General features: G+C 40.1%; 24 protein-coding genes and 1 pseudogene. 16 read left to right on the top strand and 9 right to left on the bottom strand.

The genetic code is table 11. The features are described 5' to 3' along the window. Positions 1–185: 185 nt before the first annotated feature. The 7 genes and pseudogenes from L2737_RS03310 to suhB all read right to left on the bottom strand — a co-directional run bounded on the left by L2737_RS03310 (position 186) and on the right by suhB (position 7,141). Entirely contained in the window at positions 186–1,655 is a 1,470-nt protein-coding gene (locus tag L2737_RS03310; RefSeq protein WP_248954771.1) for a carbon starvation CstA family protein, read from the bottom strand. 206 nt (positions 1,656–1,861) lie between these two features. Next, a pseudogene (gene btsR / locus L2737_RS03315) lies at positions 1,862–2,572 on the bottom strand (two-component system response regulator BtsR). Beyond that, positions 2,569–4,248, bottom strand: a complete 1,680-nt coding sequence (locus L2737_RS03320; RefSeq protein WP_248954772.1) for a sensor histidine kinase — start codon at positions 4,246–4,248, stop codon at positions 2,569–2,571. The pseudogene btsR and the gene L2737_RS03320 overlap by 4 nt, the downstream one beginning before the upstream one ends. A gap of 188 nt (positions 4,249–4,436) precedes the next feature. Then, entirely contained in the window at positions 4,437–5,102 is a 666-nt protein-coding gene (locus L2737_RS03325) for an AAA family ATPase (protein WP_102526353.1), read from the bottom strand. A gap of 144 nt (positions 5,103–5,246) precedes the next feature. Then, positions 5,247–5,549, bottom strand: a complete 303-nt coding sequence (locus tag L2737_RS03330) for a PilZ domain-containing protein (protein ID WP_248954773.1) — start codon at positions 5,547–5,549, stop codon at positions 5,247–5,249. 155 nt (positions 5,550–5,704) lie between these two features. Beyond that, positions 5,705–6,115 (bottom strand): phosphate-starvation-inducible protein PsiE, encoded by a 411-nt coding sequence (locus tag L2737_RS03335; RefSeq protein ID WP_102526355.1) that lies wholly within the window; start codon positions 6,113–6,115, stop codon positions 5,705–5,707. Positions 6,116–6,337: 222 nt separating this feature from the next. Then, entirely contained in the window at positions 6,338–7,141 is an 804-nt protein-coding gene (gene suhB, locus L2737_RS03340; RefSeq protein ID WP_229368835.1) for an inositol-1-monophosphatase, read from the bottom strand. Positions 7,142–7,292: 151 nt separating this feature from the next. Here suhB and trmJ point away from each other — a divergent pair, with 151 nt between their 5' ends. The 16 genes from trmJ to L2737_RS03420 all read left to right on the top strand — a co-directional run bounded on the left by trmJ (position 7,293) and on the right by L2737_RS03420 (position 25,391). Then, the gene (gene trmJ, locus L2737_RS03345) at positions 7,293–8,036 is read left to right on the top strand and encodes a tRNA (cytosine(32)/uridine(32)-2'-O)-methyltransferase TrmJ (protein WP_248954774.1); all 744 of its coding nucleotides are present in this window, start codon (positions 7,293–7,295) and stop codon (positions 8,034–8,036) included. A 56-nt stretch (positions 8,037–8,092) separates the two neighbouring features. Then, complete coding sequence (gene cysE, locus L2737_RS03350) at positions 8,093–8,914, top strand: serine O-acetyltransferase (protein ID WP_248954775.1); 822 nt, start codon at positions 8,093–8,095, stop codon at positions 8,912–8,914. Positions 8,915–9,226: 312 nt separating this feature from the next. Beyond that, positions 9,227–9,688, top strand: coding sequence for a Fe-S cluster assembly transcriptional regulator IscR (gene iscR, locus L2737_RS03355; RefSeq protein ID WP_055024669.1), 462 nt, complete (start codon positions 9,227–9,229; stop codon positions 9,686–9,688). A 79-nt stretch (positions 9,689–9,767) separates the two neighbouring features. Then, positions 9,768–10,982: an IscS subfamily cysteine desulfurase gene (locus L2737_RS03360; RefSeq protein ID WP_102526359.1), complete on the top strand. Its 1,215-nt coding sequence runs from the start codon at positions 9,768–9,770 to the stop codon at positions 10,980–10,982. A 39-nt stretch (positions 10,983–11,021) separates the two neighbouring features. Continuing rightward, positions 11,022–11,405 (top strand): Fe-S cluster assembly scaffold IscU, encoded by a 384-nt coding sequence (gene iscU, locus L2737_RS03365; protein WP_102526360.1) that lies wholly within the window; start codon positions 11,022–11,024, stop codon positions 11,403–11,405. Positions 11,406–11,418: 13 nt separating this feature from the next. Beyond that, the gene (iscA, locus tag L2737_RS03370) at positions 11,419–11,742 is read left to right on the top strand and encodes an iron-sulfur cluster assembly protein IscA (protein WP_102526361.1); all 324 of its coding nucleotides are present in this window, start codon (positions 11,419–11,421) and stop codon (positions 11,740–11,742) included. 48 nt (positions 11,743–11,790) lie between these two features. Beyond that, a complete protein-coding gene (gene hscB / locus L2737_RS03375) occupies positions 11,791–12,315 on the top strand; it encodes a co-chaperone HscB (protein WP_102526362.1) in 525 nt (174 codons plus the stop codon). A gap of 74 nt (positions 12,316–12,389) precedes the next feature. Further along, positions 12,390–14,252 carry a Fe-S protein assembly chaperone HscA gene (hscA, locus tag L2737_RS03380; protein ID WP_102526363.1) on the top strand — a complete coding sequence of 621 codons (1,863 nt, stop codon included), beginning with the start codon at positions 12,390–12,392 and terminating at the stop codon, positions 14,250–14,252. Positions 14,253–14,260: 8 nt separating this feature from the next. Beyond that, positions 14,261–14,599 carry an ISC system 2Fe-2S type ferredoxin gene (gene fdx, locus L2737_RS03385; RefSeq protein WP_102526364.1) on the top strand — a complete coding sequence of 113 codons (339 nt, stop codon included), beginning with the start codon at positions 14,261–14,263 and terminating at the stop codon, positions 14,597–14,599. 347 nt (positions 14,600–14,946) lie between these two features. Continuing rightward, positions 14,947–15,354, top strand: coding sequence for a GFA family protein (locus tag L2737_RS03390; RefSeq protein ID WP_248954776.1), 408 nt, complete (start codon positions 14,947–14,949; stop codon positions 15,352–15,354). A 15-nt stretch (positions 15,355–15,369) separates the two neighbouring features. Then, complete coding sequence (locus L2737_RS03395; protein ID WP_248954777.1) at positions 15,370–15,852, top strand: Rid family detoxifying hydrolase; 483 nt, start codon at positions 15,370–15,372, stop codon at positions 15,850–15,852. A 92-nt stretch (positions 15,853–15,944) separates the two neighbouring features. Then, positions 15,945–17,348, top strand: coding sequence for an amidohydrolase family protein (locus L2737_RS03400; RefSeq protein ID WP_248954778.1), 1,404 nt, complete (start codon positions 15,945–15,947; stop codon positions 17,346–17,348). Between the two features lie 126 nt (positions 17,349–17,474). After that, positions 17,475–18,125: a TetR/AcrR family transcriptional regulator gene (locus L2737_RS03405; RefSeq protein WP_248954779.1), complete on the top strand. Its 651-nt coding sequence runs from the start codon at positions 17,475–17,477 to the stop codon at positions 18,123–18,125. 226 nt (positions 18,126–18,351) lie between these two features. Continuing rightward, positions 18,352–18,783: a nucleoside-diphosphate kinase gene (ndk, locus tag L2737_RS03410; protein WP_102526368.1), complete on the top strand. Its 432-nt coding sequence runs from the start codon at positions 18,352–18,354 to the stop codon at positions 18,781–18,783. Positions 18,784–19,525: 742 nt separating this feature from the next. Further along, a complete protein-coding gene (locus tag L2737_RS03415) occupies positions 19,526–22,279 on the top strand; it encodes a TonB-dependent receptor (protein WP_248954780.1) in 2,754 nt (917 codons plus the stop codon). A 463-nt stretch (positions 22,280–22,742) separates the two neighbouring features. Beyond that, positions 22,743–25,391, top strand: a complete 2,649-nt coding sequence (locus L2737_RS03420; protein WP_248954781.1) for a TonB-dependent receptor — start codon at positions 22,743–22,745, stop codon at positions 25,389–25,391. A gap of 113 nt (positions 25,392–25,504) precedes the next feature. On the opposite strand, the gene L2737_RS03425 is transcribed toward L2737_RS03420, so the two are convergent. Together L2737_RS03425 and L2737_RS03430 are read right to left on the bottom strand one after the other, a co-directional pair. After that, a complete protein-coding gene (locus tag L2737_RS03425) occupies positions 25,505–25,873 on the bottom strand; it encodes a TraR/DksA family transcriptional regulator (protein ID WP_102529633.1) in 369 nt (122 codons plus the stop codon). 154 nt (positions 25,874–26,027) lie between these two features. Continuing rightward, positions 26,028–26,975, bottom strand: a complete 948-nt coding sequence (locus L2737_RS03430) for a tRNA-dihydrouridine synthase (RefSeq protein WP_248954782.1) — start codon at positions 26,973–26,975, stop codon at positions 26,028–26,030. Positions 26,976–26,990: the final 15 nt, after the last annotated feature.

A 26,990-nucleotide genomic window follows, 5' to 3' on the forward strand; every position in this document is an offset into this window, starting at 1 on the left:
TGAAATCTAAAGGACGGAATTAAGTATTCCATTGAGTTTCCTTTTGATGAGAGATTAAAAGTAGGCTGTTCTGCCCATAAAAAGGCCCATAAAAAAGCCGATAACAGGGTTATCGGCCTTTGGATATTCTGATTTATTTGCTCTATCTACATTGTTTTATTTTGAAATACAACCAATGCCAGTGATTAAGCTTCAGTAGAGGCTTTATTGGCTAATTCAACATTTAACTCAGCTTCATCTTCGACTGCTTTACCCTTAGTTTTAACCATAATCAAAGCGGTAATAACTAGAGTAGAAACCAGACCTGCGATGGTTGATACCGTCATGTTTAGTCCTGCACCTAAAGTTGGCGAGCTGAGTAAAAAGCTAATCACAACACAGGTCATAAACATCGCTGGTAGGGTACAAATCCAGTGCAGTTTATTATGACGTAGCAAATAAGCTGATGCCGTCCATAACATTAATACAGCCGTTGTTTGGTTGGCTACGCCGAAATAGCGCCAGATAATACCGAAATCAACTTGAGTCAATATTGCGCCAATAGCGAATAATGGAATCGCTAATAGTAAGCGTTTAGATATTTGAGTTTGCGGCATCTTGAAAAACTCTGACAAGATTAATCGTGCAGAACGAAATGCTGTGTCACCAGATGTAATCGGTAAAACAATCACACCTAAGATAGCTAAGAAACCACCTACAGCACCTAATAAACCGTTTGAAGCAGCATAAACCACATTAGCTGGGTTGCCGTCCATACCTGCGTTAAGGCCTTCGATGCCACCAAAGAATGATAATGCGATAGCACACCAAATTAGGGCGATAACACCTTCACCAATCATAGCGCCAAAAAATACAAAGCGACCATTTGACTCATTTTCAACACAACGTGCCATAAGTGGTGATTGTGTTGCATGGAAACCCGATACCGCACCACATGCAATGGTAATAAATAAGGCAGGCCATAATGGCATGTCATTTGGATTCAAGTTAGTTAAGAAGTCCTTAGCTTCAAAGCCAGGCAATAAAGTGTGCTCACTTGATACAATAATCGCTAAGGTTAAGCCAACTGACATGAACATCAGTAGCGCGCCAAAAAATGGGTATAGGCGGCCGATGATTTTATCTACAGGAACCAATGTTGCGATAAGATAATAGCTGAAGATGATGCCAACAAAAATTGCCATGTCGTAGCCAGTTAGCTTACTTAATAAGCCTGCTGGGGCTGAAATGAATACCACACCAACTAACAATAGTAAGACTATGGCAAACACATTCATAAAGTGTTTAGCAGGTTTACCTAAGTATTTGCCAGCAAGGTTAGGCACTGATTGACCGTTATTTCTTACCGATAACATGCCAGAAAAATAATCGTGGACGGCACCTGCAAAAATACACCCAAATACAATCCATAACATGGCAGCAGGGCCATAAAGGGCACCTAAAATTGGACCGAAGATAGGGCCGACACCTGCAATATTCAAGAGCTGGATTAAGTACACCTTACCTTTAGACATTGGCACGTAATCCACGCCGTCAGTTTTAGTGAATGCTGGGGTTTGTCTTTGGGCATTAACCCCAAATACCTTTTCAACAAAAGCACCGTAAATAAAGTAGCCGCCAATTAGCAAGCCTACACAAAGTAAAAACCAAGTCATTTTAAATATCTCCCATTTTCAATGGTGCGACTTTATCGCGCTGAAGACAATAAAAAAGCGTAAACTGACTAATAGGTCGATTTAGGAGGGTAAGCGGTATTATCTGGGATTAAGCGGCGCTAGCTCAACATTTAATATTCACACAGATTTACCTTTAAGAGGATTAATTACTCAATGTTGCAGGTGTCGCAAGCTTTGGGAGGCGGCTACTGAAAGCCTAAGACTTGTTTTAACTGCTTAAGGTAGCGACGAGAAACGGGTACTTTTTTACCACTATGGGTGGTCACTTCAGCGCCTGTGTCGAGCAATTCAATTTCTGAAATCGCACGAGGTGCAAGTAGATATTACTTATGACAGCGCACGAGAGGGGTTTTTTCCTCTAAAACTTTTAGTGTGAGTTGGGTATGGCAATAGCTGTTAGTCGCATTAACATGTATTCCGCCTACATCACTAAAAATGTATTCAACATCTTCTGTCGCCACCACTTTTAATTTATTGCCACAATAACAAGGTAAATGCTCAATTTGCTCTGGAGCAATAGTTTCAATTGCTTGTGGAGCTAAATCGTTTCTGACTTTATCAATTGTTCTTTTGAATCGATTTTCTTCGATTGGCTTAAGTAAGTAATCAAAGGCATTGTTATCAAATGCCTTTACCGCATACTCATCAAAAGCTGTGACAAATACCACTCTGGGCATCTTCTGTGGATTTAACATCCCAACCAGCTCAATACCGGTAATTCTCGGCATTTGAATATCGAGAAATATTACTTGTGGCTGATGTTTATTAATGGCGTGGAGTCCGTCAATGGCATTACTGCATTCTTCTATAATGTTGAAGTCAGTTTCAGTTGCTAGCAGGTCAGCTAATTGCTGCCGAGCAAAGGGTTCATCGTCAATGATTAAACAGCTAATCATGGTTTATCTCCAGAGTAAGGGAGGTGAATCGAAACACAGGTAACTTTATCCTGCTTACAATCCACTTTAACGCCATATTGTTCGCCAAATTGGTTTTGAATACGCTTATGCACTATGTTCATTCCTAAACCTTCCGAGCGTTCAGGCGGGTTATATAATCCGGCATTGTCGGTGACTTTCAATACTAACTCATCGTCAGTGACGTATGCTGTGACAGAAATAATACCTTGCTCAATTAAATGTGAGGTGCCGTGCTTAACTGCGTTTTCAATGATGGGTTGTAACGTAAATGCAGGCAGACGGTAGTGATGTAAGCTAGCTGGTATATCGATATCTAATTGTAACTTATCGATAAACCTTGCTCGTTCAATCGCTAAATAAGCGTCAATATGTTCAAGTTCATCACTAAGGCTCACAAGGCCTGTGGTGCGCTTTAAATTGATGCGTAAAAATTGTGACAGTTGCTGAAGTAGCTGCTTTGCCATTTGTGGATCGCGTTTGATAATAGCACTGATAGTGTTTAACGCATTAAATAAAAAGTGTGGATTAACCTGTGCTTGCAATAATTTAAGCTCTGATTGAGTGAGCAAGTTTTGCTGTTGCTCATATCGTCCAAATAATATTTGGTTTGAAAGTAACTTAGCTATTCCTTCACCTAAAGTACGATTGATATTGAGGAATAATTTGTTTTTTGGCTCATACAATTTAATCGTACCGATAACTTCATTATCGCTGCGGAGCGGTATCACTAAACTAGAACCTAAGCGGCAGTTCTTATGGTCTATGGAGCAGCAATAACTGCTTTCCACGCCATCAGCAAACATAACTTTATTTTGAGCAATGGCATCTAAGGTAATTTGCGACGAAATAGGTGTATTTGGAATATGATGATCATCACCTATACCAATAAAAGCTAATAACTTTTCTCTGTCAGTAATTGCCACAGCGCCCACCTGGGTTTCTTCGATAATAATTTGCGCTACTTTGCTGGTGGATTGTTGATTGAACCCTTTGGAAAGTAGCCCGACACTGCGTTCTGCAATTTTGAGGGCTTTAGTCGAGAAGGCGGAAGAAAGTTTATCGAACATGGTTTTTTGATCCAGAATCATGCTCATAAACAATGCAGCGCCAATGGCGTTGACCAATAGCATCGGCATAGCGATTTCTGAAACTAATTCAAAGGAATGATCAAATGGTTTTGCTACTAGCAAGATGATGCTCATCTGCATTAACTCGGCGCAAAAAGTCACTAAAAATACCAGTAAAGGATTAAAAATCAGTTCTAGATTACCGCTGCGTTTGAGGTAATAACTGACCATGCCCGCCGATAGGCCCTCTAGGGTGGTTGAAATGGCGCAAGCTAAATCAGTAAACCCACCTAAACTGTAGCGGTGTAACCCTCCCGTTAATCCGATAAAGAATCCTGTTACTGGCCCACCTAACAATCCGCCAAGTACAGCTCCCATTGCTCGGGTATTAGCAATGGCGCCTGTGGTTTGTTCACCAAAGTAGGTTGCCATAATACAAAAACCTGAAAAAACCACATAAATGAAAACCTTATGAGGCAAGCGAGTTGATGTTTCGGCAAACATTTTGAATAAGGGCGTTTTGCTGAACAGATAAACGATGACGAGGTAAAGGCACATCTGTTGGGTTAAGAGGAGGATTAGTGCCATAGAGGTTAACCTATTGGATAAAGAGCTGTTATCTCAGCGAAGGGTAATTTAGTGCACGGTTAAATGCTGCTGTGATCTTGGCGCACCAAGCTGAAATGGGCAACGATTTTTAGTTCATTTATGAGTCATGATCACATTTTGGCGTTACTGATTGCCGTTATTGCTAATAAGCGAGTATGAATTTGAGTTTAAAATTCAAAACTGTCATCGGGCGGTATCGCAAATAACTCTTCAGCAATATTTGTGATTTCTTGGGCGGCTTTACCTTGAGGATCTATTTCTAGTACTGATGAACCACTTTCTTCACTGTCATCATAAATATTGCGATTAAAAGTGACAGCATTCAAAGCGGTGAGTCCAAACGATTTGACGACATCTTTGGCTTCAAGTATGCGTTTAAATTGCGAGGGAAGGGCTGGGCATTGACTGATAACCACAGTAGCCACCATTTTTGGATTCACCATTTTACAGGTACTGAGCATATCTTCCATGTGGGGGAGTGTTTTTAAGTCGCGGCGTTTTGGTCTTAATGGAATAACAACGTAACTGGCAACTGACATCGCTGCGCGCATCGCTAAGTTATCCTGACCACCACAATCAACAATGACATAGTCAAAGCGCTCACCCAAACTTAATAGGTCATTACGAATTTTACCGTAGAGCTGAATACAGTTTATTGGCTTTAAGTCGGTTTGGTTATTGCGCGCTTGGATCCAATCAGATGTGGTGCGTTGTGGATCGCAGTCCACCATTAATACATTGGCTTTGAAGGTTTCGGTAACATATACAGCAAGGTTTTGAGCTAAACAACTTTTACCACTGCCACCTTTTTCACCACCGACCAGTATTATCATAGCGCAACCTTATTTTATGAGATTTCTACCACCTTAAATTAATCATAGTTCAAAATAACTCATTAAATCATAAGTTTTGAAATCAATTTCTATTCAAGTCTGCTATCCATTAAATACGTTTACTGTGTGAGAATTTATACGGTATTAAACAAGCTGTAAGGCAATATGAAAGCTTTGCGGCTTAGCTTCGGTACAGCGGCAGACTTGTCCTTTAATCGTGTTTTGTTTTTCAGTATTGTGATTAAAAGTGATAGCGACTAAATCTCCAAGATTGAACGCACTCTTATAGTCAATCAGGATACCTTTGCGCGCCAAATCAATACATACACCATAATCTTCACAAGACTCGCCAGATGAATCTATCCAATGCAATAAAATGCGCTCGGCTTCCATATCCACTCGTAATGAGTTTCTTTTTTCTTCAAATCCTGTGGGTTCGTTAGACATAACCGCCTTACTCCGTATTTACTTTTATTAATGAGCATAATTTATCCGCTAATTCATACTAATCAACATCTATAAAAAAAGCGATAAGTTAGTCACTTATCGCTTAATTATTCAAATTAAAATATCAATTCTTAAGAATAGTTACTCATCAATTTTTAATGTTCCATATCTTTATTTTTTGGATATGGGAGTTTTAGTTGGCCCCATCGAATGACAATGACCGTTGCTGCTAGCACGATTGTTGATAGTGATATAGCCAGTATGCGCCAATCATCCATATCCTTCATATCAAGAATTAAGTAACGGGCGAGTGCCACAATCGCGATATATAAAGGCATACGGATGGGCAATTTACCTGACTCAAGGTAATTGACCACCATGGCTAAGACTTCGAGATAAATAAACAGTAATAGCAGATCAGCAAGTTCTACCGTTTTGATGTGAAACATGTGCAACACTTCCTCGCCAATGGCGAAGACCGTCGCAAGAGAAATAATGAATAAAACGACATGTTCGACGCTTTTTAGGCTTTTAACACCTATTTGACGGAGTATTGGAAGCGGCATGATTATTACATCTCTTATTATTAATTTAATTGATAATTCAGTATATTCTGCTAGGTCGTGTTTTACTGAGTGATCTAGGTCAAAAATTATAAATTTATTCTAATATCATCACTTTCTAGCGCCTTAATAGACGGTTTAGGAATTTCAGGCATAAAAAAACCGCCAATGACGTTTAAGTCAGGCGGTTTTAATTGTTCTAACCGTTATTGGTCAGATTAATGATTAGCGCTTAAGGCCATCATTGAGTAAAGGACGCATAATTTTAACTAATTCTGAAGTCACTTTAGGCGAACCTGCAACAACGTTACCTGAAGTTAGGTAATTATGGTTACCAGTGAAATCTGTTACGGTACCGCCTGCTTCACGACAGATTAAGTCGCCTGCTGCGATATCCCAAGGCTTAAGACCGATTTCGAAGAAACCGTCTAAACGGCCTGCAGCAACATAAGCTAAGTCAAGTGCCGCTGAACCTGCGCGACGTATGTCAGCACATACAGGGAATACTTCACCTAAGATGTTCATGTAAGTTTCAGTGTGTTGACGAGATTTGAACGGGAAACCAGTACCAATCATGGTATGAGCGAGTTCATTTACACCAGTTACACGTAGGCGGAAGTCATTTACTTTAGCACCTTGACCGCGAACAGCAGAGAATAATTCTTCACGAACAGGATCGTAAATAACGGCAACTTCAATTTTGCCTTTATATTGAACTGCGATAGATACTGCGAAATGAGGGATACCACGAACGAAATTGTTGGTCCCATCCAAAGGATCGACTATCCATACATAATCTTTATTTGAACCACGGTTCTCACCGTCTTCTTCGCCAACAATCGTATGATCTGGGTAAGATTTACGAATTTGGTATGTAATGGTAGCTTCTGCTTCCTTGTCTACACTTGTAACAAAGTCATTTAGACCTTTTGAATCAACTTCAACTTTGTCGAGTTCAGTATAGGCGCGCATAATAGTTTGGCCCGCAGCGCGTGCAGCGCGCGTGGCAATAGTCAGCATCGGATGCATAGCAATCCCCTGGATGTTAAAGAACGAATAAATCAGCCGCGTAATTATACGCATTTTGACAGGTTTATCAAATGCAGATTTTCATATAAGGAATTATTTGCAGCTTGTGTTACTATCCGCAAATAGATTTTTAGACGATTAAAGTAGTTTCATGCTGAGTAATATACGTGTTGTTTTAGTTGGGACATCGCATCCCGGAAATATCGGTTCTACCGCTAGAGCCATGAAAACCATGGGCTTATCAAACTTATACCTTGCTGAACCTAGAGTGCAGCCTGATGGACAGTCTATTGCACTCGCTGCAGGTGCAGCCGATTTGATTAGAGACGTGACGATTGTTGACTCACTTTCAGAAGCGATTGCTGGCTGTAGCTTAGTGATTGCAACGAGTGCACGTAGCAGAACACTAGATTGGCCTATCTTAGTCCCGAAAGAAGCGGGCGAAAAGTTGGCTCTGGAAAGTATTAAAGGGCCTGTAGCTATTGTATTTGGTCGTGAAAACCACGGTTTAAGTAATGAAGAGCTGCAAGAGTGTACATATCACGTGTCTATACCTGCAAACCCTGAATATAGCTCGCTTAATTTAGCGCAAGCGGTGCAGATCATTTGTTATGAAACTCGTATGGCGCATTTAGCATTAGATGAAAAGGCGACTTTTGAAGAAGAATACCCACTCTCAGAAGACTTACAACGCTTTTATGTTCATCTTGAGTCGACACTAACTAAGACAAATTTCATTATTAAAAATCACCCAGGTCAGATCATGACCAAGCTTAAACGCTTATTTAGCCGTGCTCGTGTTGAAACGGCTGAAATGAATATTCTTCGAGGTATTTTGACCTCAATAGATAAAAAAATGCCGAAAGAAGAAAGCAGCAACGATAAAGAGTCATAACTTATTTTTTAGTAAAAAAGTCATAATTTTATAGTGGTAGAAAGAAGGACTGTGACATGGGCGTGATAGCGCGAATAAAGGAAGATATTGAATCTATTTATCACCGAGATCCAGCGGCGAATAATAGCTTTGAGATTTTAGTCAATTATCCAGGCATGCATGCGATTTGGATTCATCGCATCAGTAATAAGCTTTGGAATGCTAAATGGCATCTGTTAGCGCGATGTTTGTCTACTTTTTCTCGTTGGTTCACTGGGGTTGAGATCCACCCTGGGGCTACAATAGGTCGCCGATTTTTTATCGACCATGGCATGGGCATTGTTATTGGTGAAACTGCTGAAATTGGTGATGATTGTACTCTTTACCACGGCGTGACCTTAGGTGGCACAACATGGCAAGCAGGTAAGCGTCACCCAACATTAGAAAATAATGTGGTTATTGGTGCAGGCGCTCAAATTCTTGGCCCAATCACCATGCATGACGGTGCTAGAGTCGGTTCAAATTCTGTTGTAGTTAAAGATGTCGCCAAAGAAACGACTGTTGTGGGTATTCCTGCAAGGGTAGTTGCTAAGCCTTCGGCGCAATCGAAAGAACAAACTGAACGTCGCAGTGCGATGGCGAAGAAATATGGGTTTGATGCTTATGCAGTATCTCCTGATAATCCAGATCCAGTTGCCAGTGCGATTGGTCAAATGCTTGATCATATGCATTTGATGGATTCTAAAGTGCAAGAGATTTGTCAAGCTGTACAAACTATGGGCGGTGAAGTTTGCACTGAAAAGTTACCAGAGTTGAATGTGGGTGACTTTAATGAAGCAGAGCAAGAAGCTGCAGAAAAGCGAATTCAAGAAATTGATAAGTTTGATCCGATAATTTAATCATTAGACTTGAAAAATATCCAGTCGATACCCACTTAAAGGTATCGACTTTTTTATTTTTGAGTCGTGAGCTTTTCACATTAACCTGTTTTTTTTGACTTACTGCAGTTTTATCACATATTCGCTCAATTAATGCCGTACTAGCATTGAATCTTGTTGTATAAAAAGGTTAAATACCTGTGCAAAATTGTAGACCTAAATTGTTAGCAGCGAACGAGAGATAATACTTGAGTGATTTACTAGGTTAAATACTTGACTAATTTACTCGGGTATGGTGAAATTGCCCTATAGTATATGGGAGCAAATAACGTTATGAAACTGACATCAAAAGGTCGCTACGCAGTGACAGCTATGCTGGACGTTGCTATTCACTCAGCCACCGGGCCAGTTCCCTTAGCGGATATCTCTGAAAGACAGGGAATATCGCTTTCCTATCTTGAGCAACTCTTCGCTAAGCTTCGTAAACATGGTCTTGTATCTAGTGTTCGTGGTCCTGGAGGCGGATATCGTCTTGGACAAGAAGCGAATGACATCTCTGTTGGCATGGTCGTGCATGCTGTAGACGAGTCAGTTGATGCGACTCGTTGTCAGGGAAAAGGGAATTGCCAAAGTGGCTCCCGTTGTCTCACCCATTCATTATGGGGAGATTTAAGTAAACAAATTTCAGAATTTTTAGATGGCATTACGCTTGCTGGATTAATGGATAAAAGAGATGTTCAATTTATCTCGTTAAAGCAAGACGAAATGCAGAATGAGCATAGAGTTACATTGTAATTTTATGTAGTTGTATCGATAACAATTATATGTACGTTGTAAGTGGTCACAAAGATGGCTGCTCAGTACGGAGTGTATGATGAAGCTTCCTATCTATTTAGATTATGCCGCAACAACCCCAGTCGACAAACGTGTTGCCGACAAAATGGTCCAATTTATGACAATGGACGGTGTGTTTGGTAACCCTGCATCTCGTTCTCACCGTTATGGTTGGCAAGCCGAAGAAGCAGTTGATATTGCTCGTAATCAAGTGGCTGATTTAATCAACGCGGATCACCGCGAAATCGTATTCACATCGGGTGCGACTGAATCAAGCAACCTTGCTATTAAAGGTATTGCGCATTTCTATAACAAGAAAGGCAAGCATGTCATCACGAGCAAGACAGAACATAAAGCCACACTTGATGCTTGTCGCCAATTAGAGCGTGAAGGCTTTGAAGTGACTTACCTTGAACCAAGTGACAATGGACTTATTCCATTATCAGTGATTGAAGGTGCAATGCGCGATGACACAATTTTAGTGAGCATCATGCATGTGAACAATGAAATTGGTGTTATTCAAGACATTAATGCAATTGGTGAGTTATGTCGCTCAAAAGGTATTTTCTTCCATATGGATGCTGCACAAAGTGCAGGTAAATTACCGATTGACGTGAAAACCACTAAAGTTGATCTGATTTCTATCTCTGGCCATAAAATGTATGGACCAAAAGGGATTGGTGCATTATACGTGCGTCGTAAACCTCGTATTCGTTTAGAGTCGCAAATGCATGGTGGTGGCCATGAACGTGGTATGCGTAGTGGTACATTAGCAACTCATCAAATTGTTGGCCTAGGCGAAGCCGCTGCTATCGCTAAGCAAGATATGATTGAAGATAATGCTCGCATACTTCGTCTACGTGACAAATTATGGGCTGGCATTAAGCATATCGAAGAAACCTATATCAATGGCGATATGGAACAACGCTACTGCGGTATCTTTAATGTGAGCTTCAATTTTGTTGAAGGTGAGTCATTAATGATGGCCCTTAAAGATTTAGCCGTATCATCAGGTTCAGCTTGTACTTCTGCAAGTTTAGAGCCTAGCTATGTACTTCGTGCATTAGGCTTAAATGATGAAATGGCACACAGCTCAATTCGCTTCTCAATTGGTCGTTTTACCACTGATGAAGATATCGAGCATGCAATTAAAGTAATTGATGATTCTATCGGTAAGTTACGTGAAATGTCTCCACTTTGGGAGATGTTCAAAGATGGTATCGATCTGGACCAAGTTCAGTGGGCACATCACTAATACATTATTATCGATAGCGATAAACGGAGCAGAATTGTTATGGCTTACAGCGAAAAAGTAATCGAACATTATGAAAATCCACGTAACGTAGGTTCATTTGATAAGAATGACCCTTCAGTGGTAACAGGTATGGTTGGCGCACCAGCATGTGGTGACGTGATGAAGCTTCAACTAAAAATTGGCGAAGACGGTATCATTGAAGATGCTAAATTCAAAACTTATGGTTGTGGCAGCGCAATCGCTTCTAGCTCACTGGTAACAGAGTGGGTTAAAGGTAAAAGTGTAGATGAAGCAGCGACGATTAAGAATGCTGACATTGCTGAAGAGCTTGCATTACCACCAGTTAAAATCCATTGCTCTATTTTAGCCGAAGACGCTATTAAAGCAGCATTAGATGAGTACAAATCAAAGCAAGACAAGTAATACCGGAGTTAAGATGGCAATAACAATGACCCCAGCTGCGGCTGAACGAGTGAAATCTTTCCTAGTTAATCGAGGAAAAGGCTTGGGTTTACGCCTAGGGTTAAGAACATCTGGCTGTTCTGGTATGGCTTACGTGCTTGAGTTTGTTGATGAAGCAAATGATGATGATGACGTTTTTGAGATTGAAGGCGTTAATATCATCATTGATGCTAAAAGCTTTATCTATCTTCAAGGCATTGAATTAGATTTTGTTAAAGAAGGCCTTAATGAAGGTTTTCAATTTAACAACCCTAATGCCAAAGGTGAATGTGGTTGTGGTGAAAGCTTTACTGTTTAATTGTGAAGCTTCACTCTAATTTACCAACTAAGAGCATGATATCTGCCAATGAATTACTTTGAATTATTTCAAATAACACCTTCCTTTGATATCGACACCGCCAACCTTGCAGAGCGCTACCGCGAGCTGCAAAGGGCGGTTCATCCCGATAAATTTGCTAACGAGTCAGAACAACAAAAGTTGTTGTCTGTGCAACGCACTGCGCAGGTAAATGACGGTTATCAAACGCTAAAAAATCCATTAAGACGTGCAGAGCACATGTTAAGTTTACGTGGCATTGATATAAGCCATGAAACGACGACAGTCAAAGATACTGCTTTTTTGATGCAGCAAATGGAATGGCGTGAATCCCTAGAAGATATTAAAGATAGTCAACAAGCTGATGAATTAATCGATGATTTATATCAGTCATTTGCTGGCTTTGAAAAGACACTTTCGCAATTACTTGCCACATTATTAGCAACCGAATCAGATGAAAATAATTTATCTGCAGCGGATCAAATAAGAAAGCTAAAATTTATGGCAAAATTGCAGGATGAACTCGCAAGAGTCGAAGATTCATTATTAGATTAATTTCGCGCTGTTAATATAACAGCGCCTTTAAATTGTCTCTAATTGAGTCCAGACTAATAAATAATTGGAATACTATGGCCCTCTTTCAAATCGCTGAGCCCGGTCAAAGCGCCGCGCCTCATCAGCACCGCCTTGCTGTGGGTATCGATCTAGGTACAACAAATTCATTAGTTGCGGCTGTCAGAAGTGGTGAAGCACTGACTTTACCTGATGACAGTAATCAACATTCTTTACCTTCAGTTGTACATTATAGTGTCGACAGCATCGAAACAGGTTTAGCAGCCCAAGCACTATCTGTAAAAGATCCGCAAAATACCATCGTTTCTGTTAAACGCTTTATGGGACGCAGTCTTGCTGATATTCAATCTGGCGAGCAACAACTCCCATATTCGCTGACTGCTAGTGATAATGGTCTACCTATTTTTAATACTGCTCAGGGCGCTGTTAACCCTGTGCAAGTTTCCGCTGAAATACTTAAACCTCTTATTAGCCGCGCTGAAAAAACATTAGGCGGAGATTTAGAAGGGGTTGTCATTACCGTACCAGCTTATTTTGATGACGCTCAGCGTCAAGGTACTAAAGATGCAGCAGAGCTTTTGGGTGTAAAAGTATTACGCTTATTGAATGAGCCTACTGCAGCAGCGATTGCTTATGGCTTAGACACCAAACAAGAAGGTGTGATTGCTATCTATGATTTAGGTGGCGGTACATTTGATATTTCAATTTTACGTCTGAATCGTGGTGTATTTGAAGTATTAGCCACAGGTGGCGACTCTGCGCTAGGCGGTGATGATTTTGACCACCTGTTGCAAGCGCACTTACAACGAGCTTTTGGACTGACTGAGCTTTCAGCTTCTTTGTCTCGTCAGCTTTTAATTGAGTCTCGTCGTGTCAAAGAGCAGTTAACCAATGCAGATACTTGTATTGCATCTGTTACGCTAGAAAATGGCGATACAGTTAATGCGGAAGTATCGAAAGCTGAATTTGAATCGTTAATTGCATCGCTTGTTAAAAAGACGATTGCAAGTTGTCGCCGTACATTACGTGATGCCGAAGTGACTGCAGATGACATCATTGAGACAGTCATGGTCGGTGGTTCGACTCGTGTACCATTAGTGCGTGAGCAAGTAGAAACCTTCTTTAAAAAGACTCCACTAACGTCAATTGACCCTGATCGTGTCGTTGCCATTGGCGCGGCAATCCAAGCTGATATTTTGGTAGGTAATAAGCCTGAGTCAGATTTATTATTATTGGATGTTATTCCACTGTCCCTTGGTATTGAAACCATGGGTGGCTTAATTGAAAAAGTGGTGACGCGCAATACCACAATTCCAGTGGCCCGTGCGCAAGAGTTCACAACATTTAAAGATGGCCAAACGGCAATGGCATTTCATGTAGTGCAGGGCGAACGTGAGCTAGTTGATGATTGTCGTTCATTAGCTCGCTTTACCTTAAATGGTATTCCTGCATTAGCGGCTGGCGCAGCGCACATTCGAGTCACATTCCAGGTCGATGCGGATGGGTTACTGAGTGTGACAGCAATGGAAAAGTCCACTGAAGTGAAAACAACGATTCAGGTTAAACCGTCATTCGGTTTATCTGATACTGAAATTGCTACAATGCTAAAAGACTCAATGAAGCATGCGAAAGATGATATTACTCGTCGCATGTTAGCTGAGCAGCAAGTTGAGGCTTCAAGAGTTGTTGAAACCTTAAGTGCAGCACTTGCTAAAGATGCTGATTTATTAAACCCACAAGAACTTGCTGATATCAACGCTGCAATTGAACAGTTACAATTGACTGCTCAAGGTGATGATACTGACGCCATTGAAAAAGCGATTGAAGCATTAGATGCACAAACTCAAGAGTTTGCTAATCGTCGTATGGATAATTCAATTCGAGCAGCACTGAAAGGTCAGTCTGTTGAAAATATATAGGTGATGAAATGCCACAGTTAGTTTTTTTACCACATGAAGAGCTGTGTCCAGATGGCGCAGTTGTTGAAGCCGAAGTCGGTGAAACCATTTTAGACGTCGCGCTAAAAAATGGCATCCACATTGAGCATGCATGTGAAAAGTCGAATGCATGTACTACTTGTCACTGTATTGTGCGTGAAGGCTTCGACCAACTTGAAGAAAGTGATGAGTTAGAAGATGACATGCTAGATAAAGCATGGGGCTTAGAGCCTGAAAGCCGTCTTTCTTGCCAGGCTAAAGTGGTTGATTGTGATTTAGTGATTGATATCCCTAAGTACACTGTCAACATGGTGTCTGAAGGGCACTAAACTAGTTTCAGGTACTGGCAACGTCCTATCGTTATTCAATAGGACAGTTTCATTGAGCAACGGTGTATGTGTTTTCATAGTCGTTGCTTTTTTTTGGAATTTTTTTACTATTCTTTACGTCATTATTCATAACCGCCTTCATTCAAAACCGCCTTAATTCATAGTCCCCCTTCATTCATAACCCCTTCGATCGTTATTTTTAAGTTGGTTATTCTATTTATCTCCAAGCAATTTACTTATTTATCCATTGACACGATATTAAGTTGCAATGTTGGATCGATGTAACTACCTTATTTGTGAACCTAAGTTCGCAAATTAAGTTGGCACCATTTTATCTAGAGGACTATATGAACATCACCGGACATTGCCATTGTGGTGAGTTAGTTTTTACTGCCAAGGTTTTACCAGAAAAAGTTGTCATCTGTCATTGCACTGATTGCCAATTACTATCGGCTAGTGCTTTTAGGACGGTAGTGATGTCAGAAGTTGACGGTATGAATTTTATCAAAGGCACGCCAAAGGAATACATCAAAATTGCCGAAAGTGGCAATCAACGAGCCCAAGGTTTTTGTCAGCAATGTGGCTCAGCAATGTACGCCACTTCCGTTGGTGATAAGTCGAGGGTGTATGGAATTCGTTTAGGCGTTGTGGATCAAAGAAATGAATTAACGCCGGTTATGCAAATCTGGCATCGTTCAGCACAACCTTGGTTGAATACTTTACATGGCATAAGCACATTTTCAACAACACCATAATATTAAGGGATGACAATGAAATTGATGGTCAGTTTATCTATTTTAGCGAGTTTTTATGTTAATGCTGTGCAGAGTTCTGAACAGAAAGTGCTGCCAGTAAATCTTGGTAGCTATTCAGAGGGTGAAGTTAGTTTTTTAAATACCCAGCAAGGTGACATGACCTTGCCATTTTCTGAAGGGGTGAAAGTCGGCGGGACTGTCTATTTATCTGGTCAAATAGGATTTAACCCTGAGACTAAGACCTTAGTTAAAGGTGGCATCGTTGCGGAAACTCAATCGACATTATTAGGCATTAAAGGGTCTTTAGGTCGAATGGGTTATGAAATGAAAGATGTGGTTAAGTGCACTGTGATGCTTACGGATATTGAAGATTTCTCAGCATTTAATCAGGTATATAAGCAGCATTTTAGTTCCCCTTATCCCGCAAGAAGTACTATGGCAGTCAAAGGTCTCGCTCTTGGTGCCAGCATTGAAATTGAATGTATTGCTGCAAAATAACATTAAAAATCACCCTTAATGTGAATCTAGATTTACATAAATCTGTTTGCACTATATCATCTTGTTCAAAATATATTTGAATAAGGTTAAGGATGAATCAATCTAAATTGTTTTGCACACTAGGTATGCTGCTTTACAGTATTTCTTTAAGTGCTGTGGCGAGTGGTTATATATCTTATGATCAACCTAAAATTGCAATTACCAATGTCAATATCATCGATGGCACTGGCAATAAAATTAAGGAAGCGCAAACTGTTGTTATTGAGGCTGGGAAAATTAAAACGATAATGGCTTCTGCTTCGACAACGATTGCAGAGGACGTCACTATCATCGATGGTAAGGGGAAAACCTTAATTCCAGGCCTGATAATGATGCATGAGCATATGTTTTATCCCACCGGAAAAGCCCATTACACCGAAATGCTCCATAGCTTTCCCAAACTATACCTAGCTGGCGGTGCAACCACGGTAAGGACTGCTGGCACCACTTCACCTTATGGGGATTTAAATGTAAGAGATGCCATTAACTCAGGTGATACTATTGGGCCTGCTATGGATGTTACTGCACCGTATTTAAATGGTCCTGGGCTGCCAATTCTAAAACTCAAAGCGCTGCGGGATGCAGAAAATGCTAAGGCGATGATAGATTACTGGGTTTCTGAAGGGGTAACGTCATATAAAGCCTATATTAATATTCGTACAAAAGAGCTTGAAACAGTCATAGAGCAAGCGCATTTGCGGGATCATAAAGTGACAGCACATCTTTGCTCTATAACTTATCGAGAAGCCGCTGAGATGGGAATCGATAACCTTGAACATGGTTTCTTTGCCGCAACTGATTTTGTTAAAGACAAACAGAAAGATATGTGCCCAGAAGGGGCACATCAGTCATTAGTTGATTTAGATATTGATTCACCTGAGGTCAATGATCTCATTGCCTATTTAGTCGAAAAGAAAGTCGCTATTACTTCTACGCTAACTATTTATGAAACGTTCACAAAAGGGCGACCACAAGCTTACCCTTTAGCATTAGAAGCGCTCATTCCACAAGTTAGAGAGCAGTATCAAAATCGTTGGCTCACTATTTCTCAGCAAGAAGACGCTACTTGGCCAGTCGTGTTTAATAAAATGATGCAATTAGAAAAGAAGTTTGTTGCAGCTGGCGGCTTGTTGATGGCCGGAACGGACCCTACCGGCTATGGCGGGGTCGTTGCTGGATTTTCAAATCAACGTATGATTGAGCTACTTTATGAAGCAGGCTTTAGTGTAGAAGAAGTGATTAAAATCGCCACCTTGAATGCAGCAAACTATCTTAATAAGCAGCAAACTATTGGCTCAGTTGAGGTCGGTAAGAATGCTGATCTCGTATTAATAAATGGTGATTTGAGTGTTGATATTAGTCGAATTCAAGACATGCCAGTGGTATTTAAAAATGGCATTGGCTATGACACTAAAAAAATCGTTGCTGATAATAAAGCGATAGTAGGGTTACATTAACTTAACAGCGCAGTAAATGACCTGTTGAATTAGAGTTTAGCCAGTAGAAATTGTATGATGCTTAAGGTGACAATACACTGGAATTGTTACCTTGGTTTCCTCCCTGATTTCGAACTGGAAAAATGCATGTCAGCCATAGATTTACGCCCAAAACAAAAACGTAGCCAAGTGACTCATGATAAATTTCTGCAGTCTTTACAAGATGCATTAAAGGTTAAGTACTTTGAACATATCAGTATTAAAGAATTAGCTGAAGGCGCGGGGGTGTCGGTAGGGACGTTTTATCGTCGATTTGAGAACAAAGAAGCATTACTACCACTTCTATATGATGCATTTGGGAAAGAGCTTGGGCAGTGGATTGAGGAAATGGAAGCAATTGAGTGCGACACGCTCGAGGAGCGAGTGATATCACTATGCGAGTCCACTTATACATTCCTTGACGATAGAAAAAGTGTATTTAGGACCATTCACCTAAATGCGCGGTTACATCCTGACACCATGTTTGCAAATCCTACTTTAGACAGAAATGAAGCGTATAGCCGCTTGTCTCATTTGCTATTACAATCTGTTGATAGCAACGAGGCTGCTAATATTACATCAATAAAGCAGCAAGCTGCAGATATGGCGATATATATGATGATCAATGGCCTGCTTGATAAAATTCTGTATCCAAACCTGACACCAGCAATCGCTTGCTCAATGACACAGATGCAATTCGTGCAGCAATTACCTAAGATGTTACTTAACTACTTACAGCCAATTGTTAATCCAGGTTAAAGATTAATCTGCTGTTTTCCTCGTTTTCGATAAAGCGGTGCTGCAGCTACTTTTGTATAGTTGATTTGCTTGAGTTGAATCACTTGAGTTGAATCACAATTTGACTAGAAGCTAAGTCACATGATGACATTTTGATTATGTGACACCATTAGCCCTATGCATCTAGGCGTAAATTTCGTATAATCCGCGCGAATTTAAAAACCCTATATTAAGAAGGAAGCTTTTCATGGCTATCGAACGTACTTTTTCTATCATTAAGCCTGATGCTGTTGCAAAAAACCACATTGGCGCTATCTACAACCGTTTTGAAACTGCTGGCCTGAAAATCATCGCTTCTAAAATGGTTCACCTAAGCAAAGAACAAGCTGAAGGCTTCTACGCTGAGCACAGCGAACGTCCTTTCTTTGGTGCTTTAGTTGCATTCATGACTTCTGGTCCTATCATGGTTCAAACGCTTGAAGGCGAAAACGCTGTTCTAGCTCACCGTGAAATCTTAGGTGCTACTAACCCAGCTGAAGCTGCTGAAGGAACTATCCGTGCAGATTTCGCAGAAAGCATCGATGAGAACGCTGCTCACGGTTCTGATTCTGTAGCATCTGCTGAACGTGAAGTTGCTTACTTCTTCAGTGCTGAAGAGTTATGTGCACGTACTCGTTAATTCTTAATTGAATTAGATTAAAAGGAGCCATATGGCTCCTTTTTTGTGTCTAAAAATTGCTGATAACTTTTCGATCTTCTACTCTAGCCCCAGTTCCGAGCTTGTAGGTGATTTATAGATTGGTTTTCTTTGTACTTCCAATCGACATCGAGGCTTTCTTATTACCAAATATGTGAATAAGTATTGCTTTTCTACCTGCTAAAAATTCAATTGTTGCAATCCTATTCTAATCAGCTTGAGTAATTACTCTTTTTTAATCTGGCTGAATGTCGCTTATTTGTTAAATAATAAGCAAATTAAACTTCTAATTATTAATTTTATTGTGATTTTAAAATTATTTTTTTAATAATAATTGTTACTTAAGTTAATTTTTTGTTAATTAATTCGTGGCTTTAAGATCTATAATTTAACTTATTAATATTGGGGTTGGGTTGATTGGCTAATATTTGATCTGATTTAATCTTTTTAATAACTTAAAATTAACAAAAAATAATATTATATTTAACCTGGTGAGCTTGAAATTCGATAAGTGCTTGTTATATCTCGATTTAACAATAATTTAACACATGTTAATATTAAGTCTGTATCAATGTAATGATACTTGGTTATTAATTTGTAATAGATGTTGACTATTGTCATTTTATTTAACAATAATGCTCTCGGTTGATTAAATAATTAACCTAAAAATAAAAAAATATAACGTCATGACTTTATGTTTGATTATGACGAAGGGAGTTTAATAATGAGTTCATTATCTTTGACAGCTAAGGCAATCCGCCGTGGCTTTTTGACAATAGCAGCAACAACCGTTGCAACAGGTTCAGTTTTTTCAGGCAGTGTAATTGCTGAAGAAGCACAAGCTGAAAAAGTAGAAAGAATTGCGGTAACTGGTTCACGTATTAAACGTACCGATATGGAAACGGCTAGCCCAGTTACAGTGATCGATGCGTCAGCAATTATAGCATCAGGCGCTACATCTATTGATGATGTATTACAGAAGATGACTTCTTCTGGTGGCGCTATGACAAATGCTGGTATCAATAATGGCTCTGGCGGTAACACAAATGTAAATTTACGTGGTTTAGGTGCTAATCGTACTCTAGTTCTTGTTAACGGCCGTCGTATGATCGCTTCAGGTACAGGCGCTGCATCTTCAGTTGATTTGAACACTATTCCTGTTTCAATGATCCAACGTGTAGAAGTACTTAAAGATGGCGCTTCAGCTGTTTATGGTACTGATGCAATTGCTGGTGTTGTTAACGTCATTTTAAAGCGTGATTTTGATGGTTTTGAACTGAATGTTCAAACAGGTATGTCAGGTCAAGGCGACGCTGACGAATCAAGCATTGATTTCACTATGGGTAATACCTTCGATAAAGGTAACGTTGTCATCAACGCTCAGTACACCAAACGTGGTGACGCGAGCCAAGCAGATCGTGATTTCTCAGAATGTCCTATCGCTGAAGGTGCTGACGGCCTATATTGTGCCGGTTCTTCATACTCACAAGGTGGACACGTTTGGGGTGATAAAAACTTTAACATCGTAGGCACTGGTGTTGATGGCGCTTATGCTATCGGTGATTCTGGATTTTACGGTGAATATGTTGATGATGGTGAAGGCAAGGCTAAATTCCAGTATTTTGATGGAAAATCAGCAGCTGACTTAAGTGGTCGTGATGGTGAATACCATGACTTCACAAATGATGACCGTTATAACTATTCTGCAGACAGCTTCCTTTCAACGCCAATGGAGCGTTTGAATCTAAGCATGGCAGGTACTTACGAACTGTCAGACAACATTATGTTCTTCTCTGAAGCGATGTACTCTAAGCGTTGGTCTGATCAACAAATGGCACCTCAGCCTATTTGGAACGCAGCAGCTTGGGAATACAAGCCAATGTCAGCTGGCGGTTTCATGACTGACGATTTATTACCTTGGGTTCAAGCTGGCGAAGAAGTAAGCTATGGTCGTCGTATGGTTGAATCTGGTACTCGTAACTTTTCTCAGGTTGTTGACACTATTCGTTTAGTTGTTGGCCTTGAAGGAGAGTTCGAAAATGGTTGGACTTGGGATGCTTCTTACAACAAAGGTAAGAATGATTCAGTTGACACATTAGCAAACCTACACAACATCGGCTCTATCAATGATGCTGTTCAAGCTGGTGATTTTGACCCATTCCTACAGTCTTCTTGGATGGGTGATAGTATCTCTCCATTTGTTTATACAGAAGTTAACGCAGGTGGTAGTGAACTGGATATCGCAGCTTTGTCACTTTCAGGCGACATCGTAGATTTACCAGCTGGTACCATGGGTTTTGCTGCGGGTTATGAATTCCGTAAAGAATCTGCATACTTCACTCCTGATTCATTAACTGCTCAAGGTCTTGCTAATGACCCACGTGTAGAAGCTACATCGGGTTCATTTGATGTTAGTGAGTTTTACGCTGAATTAGCGATTCCTTTATTAAGTGACTTACCACTAGCTCAACAAGTTGATATGAGCGCTGCAATTCGTTACTTCGATTACAGCACATTTGGTGATGACAGCACTTGGAAATTAGGTCTAACTTGGCGTTTATTTGATGACTTGATGGTTCGTGGTGTTCAATCTACCGCTTTCCGTGCACCAACTGTAGATGAATTATACGGTGGTAAGTCTCCATCTTTCGATCAAATTGTTCATCCAGCTACAGAGCAAACTCAGGCAGAAGTCACAGTAGGTGGTAATCCTAACCTTACTCCTGAAGAAGCTGATATCACAACTCTTGGTTTAGTTTATTCTCCAAGCTATGTTGAAGGCTTATCGTTAACTGTTGATTACTACGATATTGCTATTACAAATACAATTACTTCAGTTGATTCAAACTATGTTGCTAACCAGTGTTTAGATGCTAATGGCAATAAGATCAATGAAGGTACTGCTCTTTGTCAGTCAGCGAATATCTCGATTGATAACACAGGTCGTATTGCATTTGATAATGGTTTGCAAAACATTGGTGAAACCAACACTTCTGGTTTTGATATCAACCTTGCTTATACTTTCGAAGGCTTAGGTTTAGATTGGAAAGCAGGTCTTGATACTTCTATCTTAGATACATACGAAGAATTTGACCAAGATGGCAATGCAGTTGATTACACTGGCTACATCACTGGTGGTGTAGGTGCATATGCTGAGTTAAAAACTAACTTTAACTTAACTGCATCAGGTGACGATTGGTCAGCGACTTATGAAGCTCGTTACATTGACGGTATGGATTCATTCGCTTGTAAAGATGATCCAAGTGAGTGTTACGCGCCTTCTGTTGACTCAATTGTTTACCACGATATCTCAGCATCTTACGACATCAACGAAACAGTTAGATTGTCAGGTGGTGTGAATAACGTATTAGATGAAGAGCCTCCTTACTACACAGGTAATAACGATTCGAATACCGATCCGTACACTTATGATGTATTAGGTCGTTACTTCTTCGTTCGTGCTAGCGTGAAGTTCTAATCAAGAAGTCTTAATTTTTAAGAAATCTTGTTAATAAAATCCCAGTCGAGATGTCGGCTGGGATTTTTTGTTTTTAAAACAAAATAACCAGTTAACTTTTCCTAAACATATGTAAGGTGTATCTGTCGATTTTATTCTTATTATTTACAGTTGTATCAGTATGTTAAGTTGTTTTTACTTTCATGTATCAGGTGTTTCTTTTTGTATCTTCAGCCTCAGCTTTTAAGGTGTAATATCTTGGTGAAAATCAACCACATGTTTTTCAAGGTTATTTGCCGACCTATGGTGATTTAGCTCACTATTTCGTGTATCAATTTGTACCTAAATCGTTAAATTAATGTATCCCTCATTGAATGATTTACGTTGTTTTAACAGTATCGAGCTGAGGTTATAACCTCGGTTTAACCAAATAAAACAATAAAAAGTCAATGTGTTAGTAAAACTAACATCCAGGGAGATTTACATGAGTTCATTAACGTTAACAGCTAAGGCGATTCGTCGCAGTATTCTAGCTGCGACAGCAGCATCAGTTGCTTTCTCAGGTGTTGCATTTGCTGAAGATGCACCAGAGAAAGTAGAAAGAATTGAAGTAACAGGTTCACGTATTAAGCAAGTCGATATGGAAACCGTTTCGCCTGTCACAGTAATCGATGCAGCAGCAATCGCAATGACCGGTGAAAAAACAGTAGCAGATGTTTTAAATAACTCAGCTATTAACAGCTTTGGCTCATGGCGTGGTGTGTCGGGTTATGGCTCAGGCGCAAGTTCAACTAGTAGTGTTAACTTACGTGGTCTTGGTGCTTCTGCAACATTAGTACTGCTGGATGGTCGTCGTATGCCTGGAACCAGTTCAAGTTCTGGCGCAGTAGCAGATACATCTTCAATTCCTATGTCTATCGTAGAAAGAATTGAAATTTTACGTGATGGCGCATCTGCTGTTTATGGTTCAGATGCTGTAGCTGGTGTAATTAACATTATTACCAAGAAAGAATTTGATGGCGTACAACTTGATTACAGCTATGAGATGCCTGATGTAGAAGGCGGTGATGCAGAGCGTTTATCAATAGCGACTGGTTACAATACTGATAAAGGGAATATCACTTTTACCTATGAGTATTATGATACTAAAGCTGTTATGGATCGTGATGTTTGGAAGTTAGACGATCCATCTTATGGTGCATACAGTACATTTAGTTCAGTTCCTAATGGTATTTCAGATTCTGGCTGGGTAGACAATTCAGAGTTTTGTGATCAAGTAGATAATACAGTATTAAACTCTGATGGACGCTGTTTATACAGTTATGGAGAAGTGACAAAATTATTTGGTGATTCGACCCGTAACTCATTCTTAACTAATTTCAGTTACGATATTACAGATGATATTCAATTCCGTGGACGTGCAACCGCTTCTTTAGCTGAAACAGAAACGCGTTATGCGGGTACGCCAGTATCAACTAACTATCCAGTAATGTCAGCAGATAACCCTTATAACCCTTATGCTTCAACGGGTGGAGAAGACGTTACTGTTTACATGCGCTCAGTTCAAATCGGTGAACGTGACACTTTAACTGAAACGAATAATTTCGATATCTTAGCAGGTTTTGTTGGTTTTGCTGATGTAGGTAACGGCTTAGATTGGGAGTTTAATGTACAAAGCTCATCTTCTACAACTAACTCATTTGGCTATAACTTGATTAATGACAGTATCATTCAGCGTGAAATTGATACTGGTAATTATGATATTTTCAACACTTCAGGCATGAGCTATGAAGAGTGGAATGGCCAAATGTCTGAACTGTATGGCGCTGCTGCGCATACAGGGGTTTATCAAGGTAAATTTGAAAGTACCCAAATTGATGGTTTAGTCTCTACTTTACTTATTGATGAAGGTGATTTTAGCTTAGCAATGGTTGCGGGTGCTGAGTATGAAATGATTGATTTTAAACAAACTTCAGATCCTGAGTCTGCTGCAGGAATTATTTCTGGTGGTTCTGGTGGTGACGATGTTAACGCAACTCGTGATCGTACAGCTGGTTACTTAGAATTCCAAATGGGCTTACCTGCGAACTTTGAAGTTTCAGCTGCTGTTCGTTATGAACGTTACGAGCAAGAAGGTAAGCTTACTGGTGCAACGGGTGATATTGTCAATTCTTCAACCTTTGATGCTGTAGTGCCTAAGCTTGGTTTAAGCTGGCGTCCAGTTGATTCATTATTACTACGTGCAAGTTATGGCGACTCGTTCCGTGCACCAAACATGGGTGAGATGTTCTCTTCACAAGCATTAAGCTTTGAGTCGTCACTTGATAACTTATGGTGTAATACTGCAGGTAATGATGACGATACATATTGTGATCCTAACCAACAACATAAAACTTGGTTCGGTGGCAATCCAAATCTAGAAGCTGAAGAGGGTAATTCGTTTACTGTCGGTGGTGTTTGGAATGTTAATGATGATTGGAATGTAGAGGTTTCTTACTATTCAATTACTTATGACAATAAGATTGAATCAGTGGGTGTAGATGACATCTTACGTGATGAGTTACGTGAAGGTACATCTGACTTCGTTACTCGTGGTGCTGACGGAAAAATTGAGTACATTGAATCAGGTGTGCGTAACATTGCAACCGTTGAGACTTCAGGTATTGATTTTGTCACAGCGTATAACTTAGAAAGTAGTGTTGGTGACTGGAACTTCAAACTTGACCTATCAAAAGTACTTGATTTCAAGAAACAGGATAATGCAGAATCTGCAATGATTGATTATTCAGGCTCTACTGATTATCCAGATTTACGTGGTAACTTTGCAGTAGGTTGGAGTTACGATGACTTCAGTGCAGCATGGACTACAGTATATATTGGTAGCCAATCAGCTGAATACTGGCGTGAACTAGAAGAGTATGACAACTACACAGACTATGATACTTACTTCAAACATAATGTGCAGTTTGCTTACAATCACTCAATGAATGGTTCTATCACAGTAGGTGTTAACAACATACTTGATGAAGAAGCACCAACATATTATGACTACGCTGATTACCGCGATGTAAACGTAGGTTTATATGATGTATTAGGTCGTACTTATTACATTCGCTTAAGCCAACGTTTCTAAACTTTTCTAAAGTTTAAAGCTAAAAAACCTCCGCGAGTCGGAGGTTTTTTGATTGGTTTTAATTCAACAAAGAACGTAAATGAGAGAATAAAGAAGAATAGAAATAAAAAAGGTTAGTGACTTAAACGAAGTTCTTGGCGGTGTTCTTGACGGTGTTTTGCATCACAATGAGCGCAGCGCTGCTCAGTAGGATCGATTGCTAATCTATCTGGTTCTATTTCAGATTCGCAATCAGAGCACAAACCATACAGACCTAATTCTAGTTGGCAAAGAGCAGCATCAAGGCGAGTCAGTTGGCTGAAAAGAGGGCTGTCTGTTAAATTTTGGCTACTCATTAACTCAATCAGCTCTGTCAAACTCATATTAAAATGAATTTGAGCTGCACTATTTACATTAACCTGCTGATTCAGGTGATGCACTAGCTCGTATTTAAGCTGTGCTTCTTTTTGCATTAATGTTTGTTGTATCTCTTGAGTACTCACAAAAGGGCCTAATTACTTAATCATTTTACTGGGTATGTAGTCTAACGCTATACAGCAGTATTGTTATGATGGAGATCAAATCAAGGCTTCATTTATGTTATCTAATATTAAGCTTTATTCATATAAAGTGCAGGTAACCAAATAACTAATTCCATTATTTATTATTTTGCTCGTATGCTTTTTCTAAAATCGCCACAATATCATCTGTTGTTTTCATCACTCTTAACTCTCTAAACAATATGTCTGCTTCTGGGTATTGCTTATTAAGATAGGTGAACCATTGCTTCACCCGTGCTGGATAATAATCAGATTTTTTGCCAATAAGCTGTTTTTGGGTGTAGCTCAGCAGTAAACTTAAGGTTTGTGACCAGGTATAAGGTGCTACGCCATCTTTAATGGTTGCCGCTAAGTTTGGTAGCGACATAGCCCCGCGACCAAGCATGATGTTGTCACAGCCTGTCACTTCCATACAGCGCTTGGCATCATCAGCATTCCAAATCTCACCATTAGCAATCACTGGAATCGGTAAGCGCTCACGTACTTCGGTTATGTATTCCCAATAAGCAGGAGGTTTATAACCGTCGACTTTACTGCGTGCATGAATTGCTAACTCTGTGGCGCCAGCTTCATATACAGCTAACGCATTTTCCATAAACAAAGACTTATCTTCAAAGCCTAGACGGATTTTTGCGGTAACAGGTTGCTCAGCAGGTACAGCATCTCGCATGGCTTTTACTATATCGTGGATGGTATCTGGGTATTGCAGTAATACCGCGCCGCCATTACTGCGGTTGACCATTTTTGCAGGGCAACCAAAGTTAGCATCAACACCTTGTGAGCCTAACTCAACGGCTCGTTGGGCATTTTCAGCCATTACACTTGGATGTTGCCCCAATAATTGGATACGAACAGGGGTACCTGATGCGGTAAACCCGCCGTTATGGAGTTCAGGGCAAAGTTTGTAATACACTTTTTCAGGAAGCAATTGGCTGATTACTCGCACAAACTCAGTGACCACTAAGTCATATGGATTAATTTCAGACAATATTTCTCGCATCAAATCATCAATGACGCCTTCCATCGGAGCTAATACTACGCGCACGGTTCAACCTGTTGT

Source organism: Shewanella electrodiphila, from assembly GCF_023283985.1.
In the GTDB taxonomy this organism is placed as follows: domain Bacteria; phylum Pseudomonadota; class Gammaproteobacteria; order Enterobacterales; family Shewanellaceae; genus Shewanella; species Shewanella electrodiphila.

Coding starts and splice junctions, on each gene's coding strand:
- hscB (WP_102526362.1), top strand. CDS start 11,791: ATGAATTACTTTGAATTATTTCAAATAACACCTTCCTTTGATATCGAC.
- fdx (WP_102526364.1), top strand. CDS start 14,261: ATGCCACAGTTAGTTTTTTTACCACATGAAGAGCTGTGTCCAGATGGC.
- ndk (WP_102526368.1), top strand. CDS start 18,352: ATGGCTATCGAACGTACTTTTTCTATCATTAAGCCTGATGCTGTTGCA.
- L2737_RS03325 (WP_102526353.1), bottom strand. CDS start 5,102: ATGATAATACTGGTCGGTGGTGAAAAAGGTGGCAGTGGTAAAAGTTGT.
- L2737_RS03335 (WP_102526355.1), bottom strand. CDS start 6,115: ATGCCGCTTCCAATACTCCGTCAAATAGGTGTTAAAAGCCTAAAAAGC.
- cysE (WP_248954775.1), top strand. CDS start 8,093: ATGGGCGTGATAGCGCGAATAAAGGAAGATATTGAATCTATTTATCAC.
- L2737_RS03390 (WP_248954776.1), top strand. CDS start 14,947: ATGAACATCACCGGACATTGCCATTGTGGTGAGTTAGTTTTTACTGCC.
- L2737_RS03405 (WP_248954779.1), top strand. CDS start 17,475: ATGTCAGCCATAGATTTACGCCCAAAACAAAAACGTAGCCAAGTGACT.
- iscU (WP_102526360.1), top strand. CDS start 11,022: ATGGCTTACAGCGAAAAAGTAATCGAACATTATGAAAATCCACGTAAC.
- iscR (WP_055024669.1), top strand. CDS start 9,227: ATGAAACTGACATCAAAAGGTCGCTACGCAGTGACAGCTATGCTGGAC.
- L2737_RS03310 (WP_248954771.1), bottom strand. CDS start 1,655: ATGACTTGGTTTTTACTTTGTGTAGGCTTGCTAATTGGCGGCTACTTT.
- L2737_RS03395 (WP_248954777.1), top strand. CDS start 15,370: ATGAAATTGATGGTCAGTTTATCTATTTTAGCGAGTTTTTATGTTAAT.
- trmJ (WP_248954774.1), top strand. CDS start 7,293: ATGCTGAGTAATATACGTGTTGTTTTAGTTGGGACATCGCATCCCGGA.
- L2737_RS03400 (WP_248954778.1), top strand. CDS start 15,945: ATGAATCAATCTAAATTGTTTTGCACACTAGGTATGCTGCTTTACAGT.
- L2737_RS03320 (WP_248954772.1), bottom strand. CDS start 4,248: ATGGCACTAATCCTCCTCTTAACCCAACAGATGTGCCTTTACCTCGTC.
- iscA (WP_102526361.1), top strand. CDS start 11,419: ATGGCAATAACAATGACCCCAGCTGCGGCTGAACGAGTGAAATCTTTC.
- L2737_RS03415 (WP_248954780.1), top strand. CDS start 19,526: ATGAGTTCATTATCTTTGACAGCTAAGGCAATCCGCCGTGGCTTTTTG.
- L2737_RS03360 (WP_102526359.1), top strand. CDS start 9,768: ATGAAGCTTCCTATCTATTTAGATTATGCCGCAACAACCCCAGTCGAC.
- hscA (WP_102526363.1), top strand. CDS start 12,390: ATGGCCCTCTTTCAAATCGCTGAGCCCGGTCAAAGCGCCGCGCCTCAT.
- L2737_RS03420 (WP_248954781.1), top strand. CDS start 22,743: ATGAGTTCATTAACGTTAACAGCTAAGGCGATTCGTCGCAGTATTCTA.
- L2737_RS03330 (WP_248954773.1), bottom strand. CDS start 5,549: ATGTCTAACGAACCCACAGGATTTGAAGAAAAAAGAAACTCATTACGA.
- suhB (WP_229368835.1), bottom strand. CDS start 7,141: ATGCATCCGATGCTGACTATTGCCACGCGCGCTGCACGCGCTGCGGGC.